Below are 19,625 nucleotides of genomic sequence, written 5' to 3'. Positions count from 1 at the left end.
AGGCTTCACGGACGTTCGAACGGCCCCGGTTTCGGGGCCGTTTTCATTTGCGGATCAGCCTGCGATGCCTGGAAGGTCGCGGATCGGGCGGAAACTGCGCCTGTGATGGGCGCACGGGCCGAGGCGGGAAAGGGCGGCGGCATGCTCTGCGGTGCCGTATCCCTTGTGACCGGCGAAACCGTAACCGGGCACATGAGCATCCAGGCGGACCATGAGACGGTCGCGCACCACCTTTGCGACAATTGACGCAGCGGCGACCGCCAGCAACCTGCCATCGCCCCTGACCACCGCCTGCGCGGGAAGGGCAAGGGAGGGCGGCACGTCACGCCCGTCAATGAGACAGGCCTGGGGGGCGAGGCCGAGACCCGCCACGGCACGCGTCATTGCCCAAAGGGTTGCCCCGCGGATATTCATGACATCGATACGTGCTGGCGAGGCGTAGGCCACGGAAACATCCGCCGTGCCGCAGATTTCCTCAAACAGGGCTTCGCGGCGGGCTTCCGTCAGCTTCTTGGAATCGTTCAGGCCCGCGGGCAGGCGCGCATAATCCAGGATGACGGCGGCGGTGACGACCGGCCCGGCCCAAGGCCCGCGCCCGGCCTCGTCCACACCGGCAAGGCGGCAAGCGAAGCGGGAGGCGATCTTCGCTTCCTTCTCGGGCGAAAGCGTATCGGGCAGGTCCAGCGATAGCGGTGCGACGAGGGCGAAATCATGCATGGATGAATAGTGGCGCACGACCTCGCGGATGCTCAAGCCGGATCGCCTTTTCATCCCCCGCAAATCGATTCAAAACAGGGCGAGTTGCACGCCGCCCTTCTGAGGCGCGATGAAGGCGTCCGCACTCAGTTTGAAACGGCGCCGGTTCAGGCCCAAACGCCTTGCGGCAAGCGTGAAGCGTCTGCCAAGGTGCTGTGCGTAAGGCCCTTGCCCCCGAAAGCGCTTGCCCCATTCGGCATCGTAATCCTTGCCGCCACGCATGGACCGCAGGATGTTCATGACATGCTGATAGCGGTCGGGCCGGTTCCTCAAGAGCCAGTCCCGGAAGAGGGGGCTTACCTCCAGCGGCAGGCGCAGGAGGATATAGCCTGCTTCGCTCGCGCCGGCATCGTGAGCGGCTGTCAGGATCGCCTCCATCTCGCTGTCCGTGAGCGCGGGCACGACGGGGGCGACCATGACCGATGTGGGGATGCCCGCATCCGACAGGGCGCGGATCGCGGAGAGACGCTTTTCAGGCGTGGATGCGCGCGGTTCCATCGTCCTTGCGAGCTTGCGGTCAAGCGTGGTGACGGAAAGCGCGACCTTGACCAGCCCGCGCTCGGCCATCTTCGAAAGAATGTCGATATCGCGGGTGACGAGCGCCGACTTGGTGACGATGCCGAGCGGATGATTGCAGCGGTCCAGAACCTCAAGGATTTCGCGCATGATCTTCCATTGCCGCTCTATCGGCTGATAGGGGTCGGTATTGGTGCCGATGGCGATCGTGCGGGGGCTATAGCCGGGTTTTGAAAGCTCGCGCTCCAGAAGTTCCGCCGCGTTCGGCTTGGCGAAGAGGCGGGATTCGAAATCGAGGCCGGGGGACAGGCCCATGTAGGCGTGGGTCGGGCGGGCGAAGCAGTAAACGCAGCCGTGCTCGCAGCCGCGATAGGGGTTTATCGAGCGGTCGAACGAGATGTCGGGCGATTCGTTGCGGGTGATGATCGTGCGCGCACGCTCTTCCTGAACCTCGGTCCTGAAGGGCGGAAGATCCTCGATCGATTCCCAGCCGTCGTCGAAAATCTCGCGCGACTGACGTTCGAAGCGGCCCGACATGTTGAGCCCCGCGCCACGGCCCCGCCGACGGTCTGCGTGGATCGCCGGGGGAGGGGTATCCGCCACCTCGAAATCGATGCAGGTGTCCGGATCGAACGCCGGATCTTCGGGCAGGTGACGGGCGGCGGTGCTGGATGGAGCGTGTCGCATGATCGAAACTCAAAAAGAGAACATAAGAAGAACATATATCAGGCGGCCCGATCCCGGCAAGTGGCGTGTTGCAGAGATGGAGATGGAAACAGGCCCGAATTCGAAGGAAAATCGCACGAACTCGCCAAACCGGGCGAATGCCGCTAAAAAGAGCTCATGCTGAGCGTCATCATTCCGACATTGAACAACGAGCGTGCGCTGGTGCATTCGCTTGCCGCCCTCGTGCCGGCGGCGGCGGAAGGCCTCGTCAGGGAGGTGGTCGTCGTCGACCGGGGCTCCGATGACGATACGGAGCGGGTGGCCGATGTGGCGGGCGCGGAATTCCTGATCAACCGGGGCAGCCTGGGCGCGTGTCTCGCCGCCGGCGCCGATGCGGCGAGGCGCGGCGACTGGCTGTTGTTCCTGAGCCCGGGCAGCGTGCCGCAGCCGGGCTGGGGCGAGGAGATGCGCATTTTTGCCGAGCGTGCAGGGCGAAACGGGCGCAAGGATATTGCGGCGGTGCTGAGCCTTTCGCTCGACGACTTCGGCTGGCGGGCGCGCTTCAGGGAGTGGCGGGCGGCGGTGAACAGCCGGTTGCTGGCAGCACCCTTTTGCGAGCAGCCACTGGTCATCCCGAAGGAGTTCTACCGCAGCCTCGGCGGGCATCGTGACGACGCCGCGACACCGCACAGGGAGTTCGCCCGGCGCATCGGCCGCAGGCGCCTCGTGCTCCTTCGCGCGGCGGTAGCGACATCTGCCGTTCCCGAGGGGATTGCGGCAAAGGCGGCTTGACTCCTCAGGCTTGTGGCGAAAATGAAGGACCCCGCAGCGATGCGCCGCGGGGTCTTTTCCGTTGGAAACGGACCCGACGGGTCAGACAGAGAACTGATAGCTCGCCGGTACCCAGCTGTAGCCGCCGCCATTGGTGGAGATGTAACCGATGGCAGGGAAAGGCATGTGATAGCCCGTGACGGCCAGACGGTCGGCCGCTGCCATATCGAACACACGCTTGCGCGTGGCCGCGGCCTTTTCCTTGTCCATGTCGAAGCGTACATGCCAGTCCGGCCGCTGGATGGAGGCGACGAAATGATTGGCCACATCGCCCCAGATCAGCAGGCGCTGGCCGTCGCTTTCGATGTGATAGGACATGTGCCCCGGCGTGTGGCCGGAGGTGTCGATGCCGTGAATGCCCGAGACGACCTCGCCTTCATTGCCGATGAAGGTCATCTGTTCCGCAAACGGAACGACGTTCGACCGCACGAGCTTGGCCACACCTTCCGTGCCGCCGGAAAGCCGCTCCTCGGCCGACCAGAAGTCATATTCCGCCTGGCCCGTGACATAGCGGGCCTTGGCGAAGGTGGGCTTGCCGTTCGTCATCAGGCCGCCGATGTGATCGGGATGCATGTGGGTGATCACCACAATGTCGACCTGGTCGGTGGAATAGCCCGCGGCCTTGAGCTGATCCGGCAGAGTGCCGGCATCGCCGCCGAGGCCGGTATCGAACAGCACGAGCTGGCTGCCCGTGTTGACGAGAACCGGCGCGAAGCCGATCACCATCTTGTCGGTGGGCAGATAATTTTCCTTCGCAAGCTCCGCGACAGCCTCGGCACTCTGGTCCTGGCCGAAGATCGGATGCGGGCCGCCGACACCGCGCTCGGCATCGAGCATGGTCGTCACCTCGAAGGCGCCGAGCTTGATGCGACGAAAACGCGGCTGGGCAGCGCCGAGAAGAGGAGCTTCCGCCCTCGCGGGCGTGGCGCCCTTGAGAACGAATGGCGCTGCGACCGCGGCACCCGCCACAGAGGAAAGGGCCGCGCGGCGGCTAAGCTTGAAATCGATCATTAATCCTTGACCTCCCGTTTCGGAAAGTGGTGAACCCATTCGAGAATAGGGTTGCCACAGAGCAGGTAAAGCGCGACTCACGATAGAGTGAGCAACGTCAAACCCTTCCAGGTAGATACACAGGACAGGCCCGATTGGATCAGTTTCAGGCTTCGCGAAGCTTGCCGCGTTTCAGGTGTTCGTCGAGGCGGGGCATGATTTCCACGAAGTTGCAAGGCATGTGACGATAGTCGAGCTGGTATTTCAGGATGCCGTCCCAGGCGTCCTTGCACGCACCAGTGGAACCCGGCAGCACGAAAATATAGGTCGCCCTGGCAACGCCGCCCGTCGCGCGCGACTGGATCGTGGAGGTTCCGATCTTGTCGTAGGAAATGCGGTGGAAGGCGTAGGAAAAGCCGTCCATGCGCTTTTCGAACAGCGGCTCGACCGCCTCCGGCGTCACGTCGCGCCCGGTAAAGCCCGTCCCGCCCGTGGTGATGACGACATCGACCTCGGGCGAATCGATCCAGCCGCCGACCACTTTGCGAATCTCATCGACATCGTCCTTCACGATTTTTCGGTCCGCGAGCTTATGGCCCGCCTCCTCGATACGCGCGGCCAAGGTCGCCCCGCTCTTGTCTTCGTCGAGCGAGCGCGTGTCGGAAACCGTCAACACGGCGATACGCATGGGTATGAAGGGGCGGCTTTCGTCGATACGGTTCATGTTGCTCTCCGGTGGAATGCAAATTTGTATTCGTTATTTCGGCCGGATTGAAGGTGGGCGTTCGTCACAGCTTCGTATCGCCGCATTGCCATTTTCGCATTCGATTCGATGGCGGGAGAAAGTGGATGGACTGGTTCAGGCAGGTCGACGTCTATTGCGAGCGCGCGGATGCAAGCTTCTGGGCCGAGCCGCTCAACGCCATAACGAACATCGCTTTCCTGATCGCCGCCGGCTTGATCGCGCTGTCGCTGGCAAAGGCAAGGCCCGCCGATTTGCCGGCCTGGATCCTGACGGGCCTCGTTGCGGTGATCGGCGTCGGCTCGTTTCTGTTTCACACGCTTGCCACGCGCTGGGCGCTGCTTGCCGACGTGCTGCCGATCTCGATCTTCATCTACAGCTATCTATTCCTCGCCATGCGCCGCTTTTTCGGTTTCCGGATCATTTCCGCCATCGGGATCGTCGTCGTTTTCGGTGTCATCTCATATTGGTGGGGCGAGCCGTTGAGCTTCGCCTTCGGCTCGACCGGCAGCTATGTGCCGGCATTCCTGGCGATGGTGATCACCGGCCTTGCCCTGCTTGGAAAGGAGGCGGGAACCGCGCTTGGATTGTTCGGGGCTGCCGCCGTGTTCGCCGTTTCCATGTCCTTCAGGATGCTCGATGCGCCGGTCTGCGCCGAATTTCCCCATGGCACGCATTTCATCTGGCACATCCTGAACGCCACGACGCTCTACATTCTGCTGAGGGTTTTCGTCCGAGCGCGGGAGAGGGGGTGAGGGCTTGTAATGGATGGAAGGCCGTCATCCCGGCCCGCGTGCGCTTAAGCGCATCGCGAGAGCCGGGAACCAGATATATTTGCGGGCAAAGCCCGCACCTTGGTTTTGTATCGTGCGCTAACGCGCAACATATGCGCTGGTTCCCGGATCATCGCTCGGCTTTGCCTCACTTGTCCGGGATGACGTCCTTTGTGCAAAGAAGGCGAAGCAGATGGATGGGCAACAGTCTTTTGCCGTTCCGGGACGTTCGTGCGAATGGCCTTTCGCGGCAAAGCTGATAGGTTGATTCCGTTCGTCAATTTATGCCGTCCTACAAGAAGCCGAAACCATGAGCGAAAAACAGCCGACCGCCGCAGACCTCGATGAAGCCGCCCTTTTCTTCCATCGCTATCCAAGGCCCGGAAAGCTTGAAATCCAGCCGATCAAGCCGCTCGGCAACCAGCGCGACCTTGCGCTTGCCTATTCGCCGGGTGTTGCGGCTCCGTGTCTTGAAATCGCCAGGGACCCGGGAACGGCTGCGGAATACACCGCGCGCGGCAATCTTGTTGGCGTGATCTCCAACGGAACGGCGGTATTGGGCCTCGGTTCCATCGGCCCGCTCGCCTCCAAGCCGGTGATGGAAGGCAAGGCGGTGTTGTTCAAGAAGTTCGCCGGGATCGACGTCTTCGACATCGAGGTGAACGAATTCGATGTGGATCGTTTCTGCGATGCGGTGGGCGCGCTGGAGCCGACCTTCGGCGGGATCAACCTGGAAGACATCAAGGCGCCGGAATGTTTCGTCATCGAGCGGTGCCTGCGCGAGCGCATGAACATTCCCGTCTTCCACGACGACCAGCACGGTACGGCGATCATCGTGGCTGCGGCGGTGCGCAACGGACTGGAGCTTGGCGGCAAGCCAATCGAAGAGGCGAAGATCGTTGCATCGGGCGCAGGTGCTGCGGCCCTTGCCTGCCTCAACCTTCTGGTCTCGCTCGGCGCGAAGCGCGAAAACATCTGGGTGACCGATATCGAGGGCGTCGTCTACGAGGGCCGCGAGGCGCTGATGGACGAGTGGAAGGCGGTGTTCGCGCAAAAGACGGAGCTTCGCACGCTCGGTGACGTAATTGAGGGTGCCGACGTCTTTCTGGGGCTATCGGCAGCTGGCGTGCTGAAGCCCGAAATGGTCGCCAAAATGGCGGACCGGCCGCTGATCCTGGCGCTTGCCAACCCGAAGCCGGAGATCATGCCGGAAGAAGCGCTGGCCGTGCGCGACGACGCCGTCATCTGCACCGGGCGTTCGGACTATCCGAACCAGGTGAACAATGTGCTTTGCTTTCCCTATATCTTCCGTGGCGCGCTTGACGTGGGTGCGACGACAATCAACGAGGAGATGAAGCTTGCCGCCGTCGAGGCGATCGCCCAGCTTGCGCGCGAGGAGCCTTCCGACGTTGCGGCGCGCGCATACGGCGGCGTTTCGGAAACCTTCGGCCCGAAATATCTGATCCCTTCGCCCTTCGACCAGCGGCTGATCCTGAGGATCGCGCCCGCTGTGGCGCGCGCGGCGATGGACACAGGCGTCGCCGAACGCCCGATCGAGGACTTCGAGGCCTATCACGACCGCCTCAACCGCTTCGTCTTCCGCTCCGGCCTGATCATGAAGCCGATCTTCGCCGCCGCGCGGGACGTAAAGGAAACGATCATCTATTCCGACGGCGAGGACGAGCGCGTGCTTCGCGCGACACAGGTGCTTATGGAGGATGGGCTCGCCAAGCCGATCCTGATCGGCCGTCCGGCGGTGATCGAGGCGCGCTGCGAGCGTTTCGGCCTGAGAGTGCGGCCGGACAAGGACTTCGAAGTCATCAATCCGGAAGACGATCCGCGCTACCGCGACTACGTCGATACGCTTAGCGAACTTGTCGGACGCAAGGGCGTGACGCCGGAGGCCGCACGCACGATGGTGCGTTCCAACAACACGGTGATCGGCGCGCTTGCGGTGCACCGCGGAGAGGCGGACGCTCTGATCTGCGGTCTGGAGGGCCGGTTTTCCAAGCACTTGCGCGATGTGCGCAACATCATCGGCTGCGCTGAAGGGGTGAAGGATTTCTCGGCACTTTCGCTGCTGATCAACTCCACCGGAGCGACGTTCTTCACCGATACCTATGTGACGATAGATCCAACGGCGGAAGAAATCGCCGAGATGACATGTCTTGCGGCGAAGGAAATCCGCCGCTTCGGCATCACGCCCAAGGCCGCGCTTCTTTCGTCCTCCAACTTCGGCTCGCGCGACAGCGCGCAGGCCTCGAAAATGCGCGAGGCGCTGAAGCTCATCTGGAAGCGGGCGCCGGAGCTTGAGGTCGATGGCGAGATGCACGGCGATGCGGCTTTGTCGGAAGCCATGCGCAAGCGTGTTATTCCGAATTCGAAGCTCGAAGGTGAGGCGAACCTGCTCGTCTTCCCGACGCTCGATGCCGCCAATATCGCGCTGAACCTCGTCAAGGTGATGACGGATTCGCTCCATGTGGGGCCGATCCTTCTGGGAACGGCGAAGCCAGCGCATATCCTCACACCTTCGGTCACCTCGCGCGGGGTGGTGAACATGTCCGCCTTCGCGGCGGTCGAGGCGCAGATGCGCGGGCAGGTGAGTGCATGAAAGGCTATTTGATATCGCATGCCCTTATCCCAAAAACTGCATCCACTTTTGGGGGCATGCGCTTGAGCCACGTCATGGCGTGAAGGGCACAACTGGACGCATTCTGACGCCTGAGGTTTCACCAAGGGAACACGCGTTATGGTGCAGGTTCTGGTCGCCTATGCCTCTACTGAAGGCCAGACGCGGAAGATCGTCGAGCGCATTGCGGCGCGGTTGAGGGACCACGGCGCGGGCGTTCAACTGGTCGATGTTGCCAAGAATGGCGTTCCGGCGCTGGAGCGCTTTCCACGAAAGCGGAACCGCTTTCGTGACAAGAAAACGCTCCAGAATCAATATGTTGAAGCATATTCTTATCGTCAAAACGACGCCGTTTTGACGGAATATGCTCTAGAGCCTTTCGACGCGGCTCTGCTTGCAGGCTCCCTCCATGCTGGCCGTCACCAGAAAGAGCTGATCCGGTTCGTGAAATCACACCGCGAGGCGCTCTGCGGCGTGCCGACGGGGTTCGTCTCCGTGAGCCTTTCGGCGCATGGCGATACCAGCGAGGATGTCGCGGCGGCTCATCGATGCGTTGCCGAGTTCTTCGAAAAGGCAGGCTGGGAGGCCGATTGCACGCATCTGGCGGCAGGTGCCGTGCGCGATGCAAGGCTCGGGTTCATCAAGCGCTGGATCCTGCACGCGATCCTGCGCGCCAAGGGCGTGGAAATGGGGCCTTCAGGAGAATTGGAATTCACCGATTGGGCGGCGCTCGATGCCTTTGCCGATCAGTTCCTGAAAGAAGAAATCGCGCCGCAAGGGGGGAGGAATATCGCGGCGAAGAGGTGAGGAAATGTGTGTGGCGAGCCTTCCCGGAAAATTGTCGCGGGCGACGCCCGCTCTTTTCGTGAAAGTGTGCTGACGTGCGGGCGAAATGCTGGATCCCGGCTCTCGCGATGCGCTTGAGCGCACGCGGGCCGGGATGACGTCCGTTGTGAGGCGCAGAGCACCAAGACTGAGACTCACATGTTCGGGTAGTTCGGTCCGCCGGCGCCTTCGGGCACCGTCCAGGTGATGTTCTGGTTCGGGTCCTTGATGTCGCAGGTCTTGCAGTGCACGCAGTTCTGCGCGTTGATCTGGAATTTCGGCGCGTCCTCGCCTTCCTCCACCCATTCGTAGACGCCTGCGGGGCAGTAACGGTTCGACGGGCCGTCGAATACGTCATGCTCCGACTTCTTCTGCAGTTCCATATCCTTCACCTTGAGGTGGATCGGCTGGTCCTCCTCGTGGTTGGTGTTGGACAGGAAGACGGAGGAGAGCTTGTCGAAGGAGACGACACCGTCGGGCTTGGGATAGGCGATCGGCTTGCATTCGGATGCAGGCTTCAGCGTCTTTGAATCCGGCTTGCCGTGCTTCATCGTGCCGAAGAAGGATATGCCGAAAAGCTCGTTCGTCCACATGTCGAGCCCGCCAAGGGCGATGCCGATAACCGTGCCGAACTTCGACCAGAGCGGCTTGGCGTTGCGCACTTTCCGCAGATCATCGCCGATCTCGCTTTCGCGCCAGGCGGTATCGAAGGCGGTGAGTTCGGCGTTTGTCTTGCCTTCCGCCAGCGCGTCGAAGACATGCTCGGCGGCGATCATGCCCGAGAGCATGGCATTGTGCGAGCCCTTGATGCGCGGCACGTTCACGAAGCCCGCCGAACAGCCGATGATGAGGCCACCGGGGAAGGAAAGCTTAGGCACGGACTGATAGCCGCCCTCGGTGATGGCGCGCGCGCCGTAGGAGATGCGCTTGCCGCCCTCGAAAGTGTCTCGGATCGCCGGATGCGTCTTGAAGCGCTGGAACTCGTCGAAGGGCGACAGGTGCGGGTTCTCGTAGTTCAGGTGCACGACGAAGCCGACGGCGACCTGATTGTCTTCCAGGTGATAGAGGAAGGACCCGCCGCCGGTCTTGTTGTCGAGCGGCCAGCCGAAGGTGTGCTGGACGAGACCGGGACGGTGCTTTTCCGGATCGATCTCCCAAAGCTCCTTTATGCCGATGCCGAACTTCGGAAAATCGCTGTCCTTGTCGAGAGCGAACTTCGCGATGAGCTGCTTGGCGAGAGAGCCGCGCGCACCTTCGCCGATGAGCACATATTTGCCACGAAGTTCCACGCCGCGCGTGTAGTTTGCATTCGGCTTTCCGTCGCGCCCGATGCCCATGTCGCCGGTGGCGACACCGACGACCGTGCCTTTCTCATCGTAAAGAACTTCGGCGGCGGCAAAGCCCGGATAGACTTCGACGCCGAGGGCTTCCGCCTTTTCGGCAAGCCAGCGGCAGACGTTGCCGAGCGAGACCACGTAGTTGCCGTGGTTGTTCATGAGCTTCGGCATCATGAAATTCGGCAGGCGCATGGAACCGGCGGGCCCGAGCACCAGAAAATGATCGGCGGTGACCGCCGTCTTGATCGGGGTTTCCTCCTCGCGCCACTCGGGCAGGAGCTTGTCGATGGCGACGGGATCGATCACCGCGCCCGAGAGGATATGCGCGCCGACTTCTGACCCCTTTTCCAGGACGACGACGGAAAGTTCCTCGCCCTTTTCGTTCGCGATCTGCTTGAGCCGGATCGCAGCCGCAAGGCCGGCCGGCCCGGCGCCGACGATCACGACGTCGAATTCCATGCTCTCGCGTTCAGGAAGTGCCTCGGTCTCGGCCATGTCTCTCTCCCGCCTCGGGCGGATGCGGCGCACCCGCCCGCCTGTTTGCCTGTTTCTCAATCGCTAGCATCCGAAGGCTGAATTCCGAAGCCCGGACGCGGCGTTTCCATACACGCCAAGCGACATATCCCGCAGTTTCCTGTTTAGTGCAGCGCGGAACGCGTCGCAATCGTTGAGCGTCGGCCCTAAAGGATAATGACGTTTACGTAAACGGAATGATGGTCGAGTGCAAGTGGCGTCGGGCTATCCGTTGACGCTTTCGGGTATCGGCCCTTGCAGGCAATGACGATTGCGATTGTGGCCGGCATTTGCGACAAGGAGCCATGACGACTTCCGGCCCGGATACTGGCGACAACGGCGAAGCGCCGCCAAGCGCGGCGGAGCTTGCGCGCGCCTATGAAGCGCTGATGGATTTCTACATCGGCGCGGGCGTCAACGGCATGGTCGACGAGGACGCCGTGGATGCCTTCGCCTATGTCGAGACGCAGGCAAAGCGCCCGGCGACGGGAACGAGCCATGATGCTCCGCCGATGCGTCCCGCCGCGGCCGCAATGCCGATGCAAAGGCCTGCGCCTGCCGCGCAATCCGCACCAGCGACACCGCCAACTCAGCCGGGGATGGCGCCGAGCGTTCCGGGCGATGAAAATATCGTCGCAGCGCGCGAGGCGGCGGCGAGTGCTGAAACGCTGGAGGATTTGCACCGGATCCTGGCCAGTTTCGAGGGCTGCAACCTCAAGCGAACGGCCAAGAACCTCGTTTTCGCGGATGGCGGCCCGCAGGCCCGTGTGATGTTCGTTGGCGAGGCGCCGGGGAGGGAGGAGGATATCCAGGGCCTTCCCTTTGTCGGCCGGTCGGGCCAGCTTCTGGATCGGATCCTCGCGGCAATTGGCCTTGACCGGCAGTCGGTCTATATCGCCAATGTCGTGCCGTGGCGCCCGCCCGGCAACCGTACGCCGAGCCCGCAGGAAACGGAAATCTGCAAGCCTTTCATCAAGCGGCAGATCGAACTTGTAGACCCGGACGTGCTGGTGTTCCTGGGAGGAGCTTCGGCCAAGGCGCTTCTTGGCGTCACCGACGGGATATTGCGCCTTCGCGGACGCTGGATGACCTATGACACGGGCAAGCGGCAGATCAGGGCGATCGCAACGCTTCACCCGGCCTATCTCCTGCGCAATCCGGCGCAAAAACGCCTCGCATGGCGCGACTTCCTGGCGATCAGGGCCGCCCTTGAAGAGGGCGGCGCGTAGAAGTCCTTTCACTTGGATCAAGAAAACCTATATCGAATTCGTAGCCCTCTTACACTCCGCAGCGGGAAACCGACGTGCTCAACAAAATCCGCAAGTATCTGCCCGGAAAACTTGGAAAAACGAAACCGACCGTGCCTGTGGTCCGCCTGCATGGGGCGATCGGCATGTCGACGCCGCTTCGCCCGGGCCTGACGCTTTCCTCCTGTGCGCAGACGCTGGAGCGCGCCTTCAAGGTGAAGGAAGCGCCCGCCGTGGCGCTTCTGGTGAATTCGCCGGGCGGGTCGCCAGTCCAGTCGCGGCTGATTTACACCCGTATCCGGGCGCTGGCCGAGGAGCACAAGAAGGACGTCCTCGTCTTCGTGGAGGATGTCGCGGCTTCCGGCGGCTACATGATCGCCATCGCCGGCGACGAGATCATCGCCGATCCATCTTCTATCGTCGGCTCCATCGGCGTCGTTTCCGCGGGCTTCGGTTTCAACGACCTGATCTCGAAAATCGGCGTGGAGCGCCGCGTCTATACAGCAGGCGAGAAGAAGGTGCTGCTCGACCCCTTCCGCCCGGAGCGGGCGGAGGACGTGGAGCATCTGAAGTCGCTGCAGCAGGAAATCCACGAAACCTTCACCGGCATGGTGAAGGAGCGGCGCGGCGACGTGCTGAACGAAGCGGAAGAGATCTTTTCCGGCCTGTTCTGGACTGGCCAGAAGGCGCGGGACCTGGGGCTAGTCGACCAGCTCGGCGACCTGCGCTCCGTCGTCAAGGAGCGCTTCGGCAAGGACGCGGAGCCGAGGCTTTTCGGCGCGCCGCGCTCGATCTTCCCCAAGCGCCAGGGAATCGGTGTCGATGCGCTCGGCGGGCTCAATCTGCAAGGTCTCGGAGACGACGTCATATCGTCGCTTGAGACGCGCGCGCTCTGGGCGCGCTACGGGCTCTAATGGCGGGAGGTAAGAATATGCCGCAATTGTTCGCACTGGCCGCACTTGCCGTCGGCGGCTATGTGCTTGCCAAGGCCGTTCGCCGTGAGATGAACCGCGTCGAGGCGCGCGTTTCAAAGAGTGCGGCCGACAAGGCCAAACGCGAGCGCGTGGCGACGCTGGAGCGTGATCCGGATACAGGCCGTTACCGCCCGCGCGAAGGCTGAGCGAGTTCGCGAATGCATGTCGCGGAAGGATGACGTGCTCTGAATTCCTTGACGAATGAGGGCGATGGTGGCACCTCTCTGCCCCGTCGATCAGGCGGCGCGTCCGCCTGCCGCCCTTCATCTCGCCCCAGTCCACCGCCGGGAAACAAATATGCCGAGCGACAGCCTTCCGCCGCACATGCGGCCTCAAAATTCCTTTCAGGGCCTGATCCTTACCCTGCAGCGCTACTGGGCGGACCGGGGCTGCGTGGTGCTTCAGCCTTACGATATGGAAGTGGGTGCGGGCACGTTCCATCCGGCGACGACGCTGCGCTCTCTCGGGCCGAAGCCCTGGAAGGCGGCCTATGTGCAGCCCTCGCGTCGCCCGACGGACGGGCGCTACGGCGAAAACCCGAACCGGCTGCAGCACTATTACCAGTTCCAGGTACTGCTGAAGCCGTCGCCGGCCGACCTGCAGGATCTCTATCTGAACAGCCTCTATGCCATCGGCCTTGATCCGAAGGTGCATGACATCCGCTTCGTAGAGGACGACTGGGAAAGCCCGACGCTGGGCGCCTGGGGGCTCGGCTGGGAATGCTGGTGCGACGGCATGGAGGTTTCGCAGTTTACCTATTTCCAGCAGGTGGCGGGCTTCGAATGTTCGCCCGTTTCCGGCGAACTGACCTACGGGCTTGAGCGCCTGGCGATGTATATCCAGGGCGTCGATAACGTCTACGACCTGAACTACAACGGGCTGGAAGGCGACGACAAGGTCACCTATGGCGATGTCTTCCTGCAGGCCGAGCAGGAATATTCCCGTCACAATTTCGAATATGCCGACACGGAAATGCTGTTTCGCCATTTCAAGGACGCCGAGGACGAGTGCCGGCGGCTGCTGGAGGCAGGCGCAAAGGCGCGCGACGAACGCGAAGACGGCATCCACAAGGTGGTGCTGCCGGCCTACGACCAGTGCATCAAGGCTTCGCACGCGTTCAACCTTCTGGATGCGCGCGGTGTCATCTCCGTCACAGAACGCCAGAGCTACATCCTGCGGGTACGCGAGCTTGCCAAGGCGTGCGGGGCGGCCTTCCTGGAAACCGATGCCGGCGGCAAGGGGTACATTGCCGCCTGACTTACGTCGCGAAAACAGGCTTTAACGGCTGGAGCCTTTGCGGCAAGCTGGCCCTCTGACTTGCGAGGGCGAACAAATGACCATCGGCGAATTCGCCAGCTTCAATATCGGGATACTTGTCTATTTCGCCGGTGTCCGCCTCAACGGCAAGATCACTTTCCTCAACCGCTACAATATTCCGGAGCCGGTATCTGGCGGGCTTTTCGTCGCGGGCATTGTGCTGCTTGTCTATCTGGTTTCGGGCAGCGAAATCGGCTTCTCGCTGGAAACGCGCGACTTCCTGCTTCTTTACTTCTTCACCTCGATCGGGCTGAACGCACGCTTCGCGGATCTTCTGAAGGGCGGGCGGCCGCTTGCGCTGCTGCTTGGCCTGACCATCGCTTTCATGATCCTGCAGAATATCGTCGGCGTGGTGGCCGGTGTGAGCATGGGGTTGCCCGTCGCCTTCGGGCTCATCGGCGGGACGGTTTCGCTCGTCGGCGGCCATGGAACGGCAATCGCCTGGGCACCAACGTTCGCCGAAACCTACGGAGTGGCGTCCGCGGCGGAAATCGGTGCTGCAACCGCGACCCTCGGACTAATCCTGGCAAGCATCATGGGCGGGCCGACCGCGAAATATCTGATCGAAGGCCGTGGCGCGAAGCCCGCACCGGAAGTGCATGAGAAGGTGGCGAATATCGGTTTCGAGCGGGATGGCGACCAGGTTCAGCAGATCACGCATGTCGACCTCATGCGCAGCCTTCTCGTGCTTAATATCGCGATCGTGCTTGGCGTGGCGCTTCAAAAAGCAATCGGCGAGGCGGGCCTCGAGCTGCCGCTGTTCGTTGTCTGCCTGTTCTGCGGAATACTGCTTTCCAACATCGTGCCGATGCTGTTTCCACGGCTTGCATGGCCGGCGCGCACGCCGGGCCTTGCAGTGATTTCGGAGTTCGCGCTCGGTGTCTTCCTCGCGATATCGCTGATGAGCCTGCAGCTATGGACCATTGCCGGGCTTGCCGGGCCCATGCTGATCATCCTTGGGCTCCAGGTGCTTGCGGCGGGCAGCTTCATTCTTTTCGTGCTTTTCCCGGTCATGGGGCGGGACTATGAAGCGGCGGTCCTTGGGGCGGGTTTTGCCGGCTTTGCCCTGGGCGCCACACCGACGGCGATTGCGAACATGACCGCCGTGACCAAGCACTACGGCCCGGCGACCAAGGCGTTTCTCATCCTGCCGCTGGTTTCCGCGTTTTTCGTGGATCTCGCGAACGCCGCGATCATCCGGGTGTTTCTCAATCTTTCCTGAAAGCGCTATTCACCAGGTTCCGGCTTGGCCTGTGCGCCGGCGGCATTGCGCTTTCCGGCCGCCGCATTCAATTCGCGCTCCAGAACCTTTTCAACCGCTCCGCGCGGGCGCGAGAAGCGGGCCAGAAGATCATAGAGAACAGGTGTCAGGAACAGGGTCAGCGCGGAAGAAAGCGTAAGCCCGCCGATGATGACGCTGCCGATGGCAACCCGGCTTTCCGCGCCAGCGCCACTTGCAAGCACCAGCGGCAATGCGCCGAGCACGGTGGAAATGACGGTCATTACGATCGGGCGCAGGCGCAGCACCGAAGCGTTGATCACCGCCTCGCGCACCGACTGGCCCTCGTCGCGGAGCTGGTTGGCGAATTCAACGATGAGAATGCCGTTCTTGGCCATGAGCCCGATCAGCAGGACGATGCCGATCTGGCTGTAGACGTTGAGCGACAGCCCGCCAACGGTCATGGCATAGACCGCGCCGGCCACGCCGAGCGGAACCGTGAGCAGGATCACCAACGGGTGGATGAAGCTTTCGAACTGTGCCGCCAGCACCAGAAAGACGATCAGAAGCGCCATCGCAAAGACGAGATTCGCGCCGCTCGCGGTTTCCTGAAACTGCTGCGACTGGCCGGCGAGGCCAAGCTTCGCCTCCGGCGGCAAGACCTCGGATGCAGCTTCACGCATGAACTGGATGGCGGAGCCCAGATCGTAACCGTCTGCAAGGGCGGCGGAGATCGAGATGGAGGGCAGCCGGTCGTAACGGCGCAGCGATGCCGCCGCAGCACTCTCGTTCATCGACACGAGCGCGCCGAGCGGGATCAGCGACGTACCGTCGCCGGAACGGATGAAGATGTTGCTGATATCGGACGGCGAGCGCCGATCCTCGATCTCCGCCTGCAGGATGACGGGATATTCGCGCCCGCGGCTGACGAAATCGGTAACCTCGCGCGAGGCAAGCATGGTCTGCAATGTCGAGGCGATGGTCTGCACGCTGATGCCGAGATCATCCGCTCGTGCCCTGTCGACGGTAAGCGAAAGCTGCGGCTCGTTCTCCTCGAAATCCATCTCCGGATTGACGAGATTGGGATTTTCCTGGGCCTTTTGCAGCAGGTCCTGCGCCCAAACCTTCACGCTTTCGAAATCCGGTCCGCCGACGACCACACGCAGCGGGCTGGAAGATCCGCGAAGCCCGAGGCCGGCTGGCGAAACCGGAAAACCGCGGGCGATCGTCACTTCGCTCATGCGCGGGGCAAGCGCGCGGGCAATGCCGCGATTGTCGAGCGTGCGCTCTTCCCATGGAGCGAGGCGGAAGACGACGAAGGAGCGGTAGGCGCGGTTGCCGAAGCCGGAAAAAGTGAAGATGGAATCGATCTCGCCGCTCTCGCGGTAGGGATCCGCGATCTCCTCCACCTGGCGCGCGGCCTGGTCTGTATGTTCCAGCGTGCTACCCTGGGGAGCGGTAAGGGGAACGAAGACGACGCCGCGATCCTCGTTCGGCGTAAGCTCGCGCGGGAGCGACTGGAAGAGCGGCCAACTGAAGGCCGCGATCGCGACGACCACCGCGATTGCCACCAGCGGCATCCTGACAAGCGCCTCAAGGCTGCGGCGGTAGAGCCGCAGGAGCAGCGCTTCGCGCCTTTCGCCGTCCACGCTCGCGGTTTTGGAGCGTGACAGCACCTTGGAGGCAAGTGCGGGACAGGCCGTAAGCGCCACGAAGGTGGAAATTGCCACCGCACTTGCCATGACGAAGCCGAACTCGATGAAAAGCCCGCCGACCTGACCGGGGAGGAAGGAAAGCGGCACGAAAACCGCGATCAGCGTGGCCGATGTCGCAAGCACCGCGAAGGTGACCTGCCGGGACCCCAGCACGCTTGCGGCGATCGGACTTTCGCCGAGGTCGATCCGGCGCTGGATGTTCTCCAGCACCACGATGGCGTCATCCACCACAAGGCCGATGGCGAGCAGGAGCGCCAGGAGCGTCAGCACGTTGATGGAAAAGCCCAGGAACTGGATCAGCAGGAAGCAGCCGATGAGCGCCACTGGAATGGTGATCGCGGGCACGAGCGTGGCCCTGAGGCTCATCAGAAAAAGCAGGATGACGAGCACGACCAGTACAAGCGATATGCCGAGAGCCTGCACGACCTCGCGGATCGATGCACCGACGAAAATCGCGTCGTCCGAGCCGATCTCTATTGCCATGCCCTCGGGAAGCGTCGGTTCGATCGCCTTGATCTCCTCGCGAACGGCATTGGAGATCGCGATGGTGTTGCTCTGGCTCTGGCGGATGATGGCAAGGCCGACCGCGTCGCGCCCGTTGCTGCGTGCGATGGTCGTATCGCTGGAGACGCCTTCCTGGATGCGGGCGATATCGCCGAGCTTGACGGGGTATCCCGCGATCCTGTCGACCACCATGGCGCGGAACTGATCGACCGTGGAAAGGCGGCTGTCGAGGCGGATGCCGAGCTGGCGGTCGCGGCTTTCGATCTCGCCGGCGGGAAGCTCCACATTGTTGCGCCTGAGTGCCGCTTCGACATCGGCGACGGTGAGGTTGCGCGCCGCCATCTCGCGGCGGTTCAGCCAGATGCGGATGGCAAGCGGGCGTTCGCCGTAAATCCGGATGCTGGCTACCCCTTCGACGGTGGCGAGCCTGTCGTGGATGAAGCGGTCGACGTAATCGGTGATTTCCGCCGTCGTCATGTTGTCGCTGGTCACCGCAAGGCGCATCACCGGATCGGCGTCGGCGTCGCTCTTGACGATGCGCGGCTCGTCGACATCGTCCGGCAGGTTGGAGCGCACGCGCCCGACGGCATCGCGAACGTCGTTCGATGCCTCATCGATATCCCGGCCCGTTTCGAACTCGATGGTGGTCTGGCTGCGCCCGCGCCGGCTCTGGGAGGAGATCGTGCGCACGCCGGAGATGCCCGCGACAGCGCCCTCGATCATCTCCGTGATGTCGGTGTCGACAACTTCCGGTGCCGCGCCCGGGTAATAGGTCGTGACGGTGACGACGGAACTGTCGACGTCCGGCAACTCGCGGATCGGCAGTTGGGTGAGGGCGGCAAAGCCGAAAACGACGATCAGGATGCTGGCGACCGCCGCCAGCACCGGCCGGCGGACGGAAAGATCGGAGAGCGTCACGAGCGTGAGCCTTTTTGCGCGCCCGTCAGTTTACCGGCGTCGCTCGTCGCCGGCTCGCTGTTGAGGACGTTGACCTCGGCCCCGTCGCGCAGCCGCTGCAGCCCGGTTACGGCGACGAGGTCTCCGGCGGCCAGTCCCCCGCGAATTTCGACGAGGCCGCGCTCGCGAAGCCCGGTTGCAACCTTCGTTTTCGCCGCCTTGCCGTCAAGGATGCGGTAGACGAATGTGTTGGAACCTTCCGAGACGATCGCTGCGTCTGGGACGGTGACGGCCTCGTAATCATCAAGCGTGATCGACATCAGCACGAACATGCCGGACGGCAGCGTACGGTCCGGGTTCGGCAATTCGGCGCGGGTCAGGAACGAACGGGAATTGCGGTCGACCCGGCTGTCGACCGCGACGATCCTGCCTTCGAAGGTGCGGCCGGGAAAGGCCGAGCCGCGCGCGACGACACCGAGCCCCGGTTTCGCGCGCGCAAACAGCGTTTCGGGCAGCTGGAACTCCACCTCCACCTTGCTGAGATCGTCGAGCGTCGTCAGCCGGTCCCCGGCTTCCACGCGCGCGCCGACATCTATGGACGTCAGGCCCAATACGCCTGCGAATGGCGCGCGGATCGTGCGGTCATCAAGCTGGCGTTGCGCCCGATCCACGGCGGCGCGGGCGACGATTTCCTCCGCGCGCAGGGTCTCGAGTGCTGCAAGGCTGACCGTCTGGGATTCGCGAAGGCGGGCAGCGCGTTCCGCCGCCTGCTGTTTTTGAAGGAGCGTGCCTTCGGCGGCCGAAAGGTTCGCCCGCTCGATATCGTCGTCAAGCCGCGCGATAACGGCGCCTTCTTCCACCTCTCCGCCGGGCGTTATGTTGAGTTCGGTAACCCGGCCGTCGGCCAGCGGAACGATCTCCACCGAACGGATTGCCCGCGTCGTGCCGACAGCCTCCACCGCCTGCGACAGGTTGCGCATGAGGGCGGCTTCCGTCTCGACACCCACCGCGCCGGGCCCTCCGCGTCCGCGCCCGGAGCGCTCGTTTCCCGCGCCGTTGGCGAATTCCTGCTGGTAAAAGGTATATCCGCCCCAGCCGGCGCCCGCGAGAACCGCGATGATCAGGATTTGCCGCAAGAAGTTCACGCATGCACTCCGAAAGGACGCGACTCCAT

16 protein-coding genes are annotated in these 19,625 nt (G+C 62.9%); 9 read left to right on the top strand and 7 right to left on the bottom strand.

Annotated elements, in window-relative coordinates; genetic code table 11:
- Window positions 1–54 precede the first annotated feature (54 nt).
- Window positions 55–717 carry a ribonuclease HII gene (gene rnhB / locus GR183_RS14260; protein WP_160776348.1) on the bottom strand — a complete coding sequence of 221 codons (663 nt, stop codon included), beginning with the start codon at window positions 715–717 and terminating at the stop codon, window positions 55–57.
- A gap of 69 nt (window positions 718–786) precedes the next feature.
- Complete coding sequence (locus GR183_RS14255; protein ID WP_160776299.1) at window positions 787–1,959, bottom strand: PA0069 family radical SAM protein; 1,173 nt, start codon at window positions 1,957–1,959, stop codon at window positions 787–789.
- Between the two features lie 156 nt (window positions 1,960–2,115).
- Between GR183_RS14255 and GR183_RS14250 the strand changes: the two genes are divergently transcribed.
- Window positions 2,116–2,730: a glycosyltransferase gene (locus GR183_RS14250; RefSeq protein ID WP_160776298.1), complete on the top strand. Its 615-nt coding sequence runs from the start codon at window positions 2,116–2,118 to the stop codon at window positions 2,728–2,730.
- 81 nt (window positions 2,731–2,811) lie between these two features.
- Here the strand turns inward: GR183_RS14250 and GR183_RS14245 are convergent, their stop codons facing one another.
- Both GR183_RS14245 and moaB read right to left on the bottom strand, forming a co-directional pair.
- A complete protein-coding gene (locus tag GR183_RS14245) occupies window positions 2,812–3,780 on the bottom strand; it encodes an MBL fold metallo-hydrolase (RefSeq protein WP_202396094.1) in 969 nt (322 codons plus the stop codon).
- A 145-nt stretch (window positions 3,781–3,925) separates the two neighbouring features.
- Window positions 3,926–4,483 (bottom strand): molybdenum cofactor biosynthesis protein B, encoded by a 558-nt coding sequence (gene moaB, locus GR183_RS14240; protein ID WP_160776297.1) that lies wholly within the window; start codon window positions 4,481–4,483, stop codon window positions 3,926–3,928.
- 125 nt (window positions 4,484–4,608) lie between these two features.
- Between moaB and GR183_RS14235 the strand changes: the two genes are divergently transcribed.
- From GR183_RS14235 to GR183_RS14225, 3 genes are all read left to right on the top strand, one after another.
- Window positions 4,609–5,256, top strand: a complete 648-nt coding sequence (locus GR183_RS14235; protein WP_160776296.1) for a ceramidase domain-containing protein — start codon at window positions 4,609–4,611, stop codon at window positions 5,254–5,256.
- Window positions 5,257–5,584: 328 nt separating this feature from the next.
- On the top strand, window positions 5,585–7,885 hold the full coding sequence (locus tag GR183_RS14230) for an NADP-dependent malic enzyme (protein ID WP_160776295.1): 2,301 nt from the start codon (window positions 5,585–5,587) through the stop codon (window positions 7,883–7,885).
- 138 nt (window positions 7,886–8,023) lie between these two features.
- Entirely contained in the window at window positions 8,024–8,710 is a 687-nt protein-coding gene (locus GR183_RS14225) for a flavodoxin domain-containing protein (protein ID WP_160776294.1), read from the top strand.
- Window positions 8,711–8,883: 173 nt separating this feature from the next.
- On the opposite strand, the gene GR183_RS14220 is transcribed toward GR183_RS14225, so the two are convergent.
- Window positions 8,884–10,560 carry an electron transfer flavoprotein-ubiquinone oxidoreductase gene (locus tag GR183_RS14220; RefSeq protein ID WP_160776293.1) on the bottom strand — a complete coding sequence of 559 codons (1,677 nt, stop codon included), beginning with the start codon at window positions 10,558–10,560 and terminating at the stop codon, window positions 8,884–8,886.
- A gap of 323 nt (window positions 10,561–10,883) precedes the next feature.
- Here GR183_RS14220 and GR183_RS14215 point away from each other — a divergent pair, with 323 nt between their 5' ends.
- The 5 genes from GR183_RS14215 to gltS all read left to right on the top strand — a co-directional run bounded on the left by GR183_RS14215 (window position 10,884) and on the right by gltS (window position 15,338).
- Window positions 10,884–11,807 carry a uracil-DNA glycosylase gene (locus GR183_RS14215; protein WP_160776292.1) on the top strand — a complete coding sequence of 308 codons (924 nt, stop codon included), beginning with the start codon at window positions 10,884–10,886 and terminating at the stop codon, window positions 11,805–11,807.
- A gap of 74 nt (window positions 11,808–11,881) precedes the next feature.
- Window positions 11,882–12,739, top strand: a complete 858-nt coding sequence (locus GR183_RS14210) for a S49 family peptidase (RefSeq protein WP_160776291.1) — start codon at window positions 11,882–11,884, stop codon at window positions 12,737–12,739.
- A gap of 17 nt (window positions 12,740–12,756) precedes the next feature.
- The gene (locus GR183_RS14205; RefSeq protein ID WP_160776290.1) at window positions 12,757–12,945 is read left to right on the top strand and encodes a hypothetical protein; all 189 of its coding nucleotides are present in this window, start codon (window positions 12,757–12,759) and stop codon (window positions 12,943–12,945) included.
- A gap of 178 nt (window positions 12,946–13,123) precedes the next feature.
- Window positions 13,124–14,056 (top strand): glycine--tRNA ligase subunit alpha, encoded by a 933-nt coding sequence (locus tag GR183_RS14200; RefSeq protein ID WP_202396110.1) that lies wholly within the window; start codon window positions 13,124–13,126, stop codon window positions 14,054–14,056.
- A gap of 76 nt (window positions 14,057–14,132) precedes the next feature.
- Complete coding sequence (gene gltS / locus GR183_RS14195; RefSeq protein ID WP_160776288.1) at window positions 14,133–15,338, top strand: sodium/glutamate symporter; 1,206 nt, start codon at window positions 14,133–14,135, stop codon at window positions 15,336–15,338.
- Window positions 15,339–15,343: 5 nt separating this feature from the next.
- On the opposite strand, the gene GR183_RS14190 is transcribed toward gltS, so the two are convergent.
- Both GR183_RS14190 and GR183_RS14185 read right to left on the bottom strand, forming a co-directional pair.
- Window positions 15,344–18,472, bottom strand: coding sequence for an efflux RND transporter permease subunit (locus GR183_RS14190; protein WP_160776287.1), 3,129 nt, complete (start codon window positions 18,470–18,472; stop codon window positions 15,344–15,346).
- Complete coding sequence (locus GR183_RS14185; RefSeq protein WP_202396093.1) at window positions 18,469–19,596, bottom strand: efflux RND transporter periplasmic adaptor subunit; 1,128 nt, start codon at window positions 19,594–19,596, stop codon at window positions 18,469–18,471. Before GR183_RS14185 ends, GR183_RS14190 begins: the two co-directional genes overlap by 4 nt.
- Between the last annotated feature and the right edge of the window lie 29 nt (window positions 19,597–19,625).

The organism is Stappia sediminis, from assembly GCF_009826895.1.
Taxonomy (GTDB): domain Bacteria; phylum Pseudomonadota; class Alphaproteobacteria; order Rhizobiales; family Stappiaceae; genus Hongsoonwoonella; species Hongsoonwoonella sediminis.
Note: the sequence above shows the minus strand (reverse complement) of the source record. Positions and strands in the feature narration are given on the sequence as shown.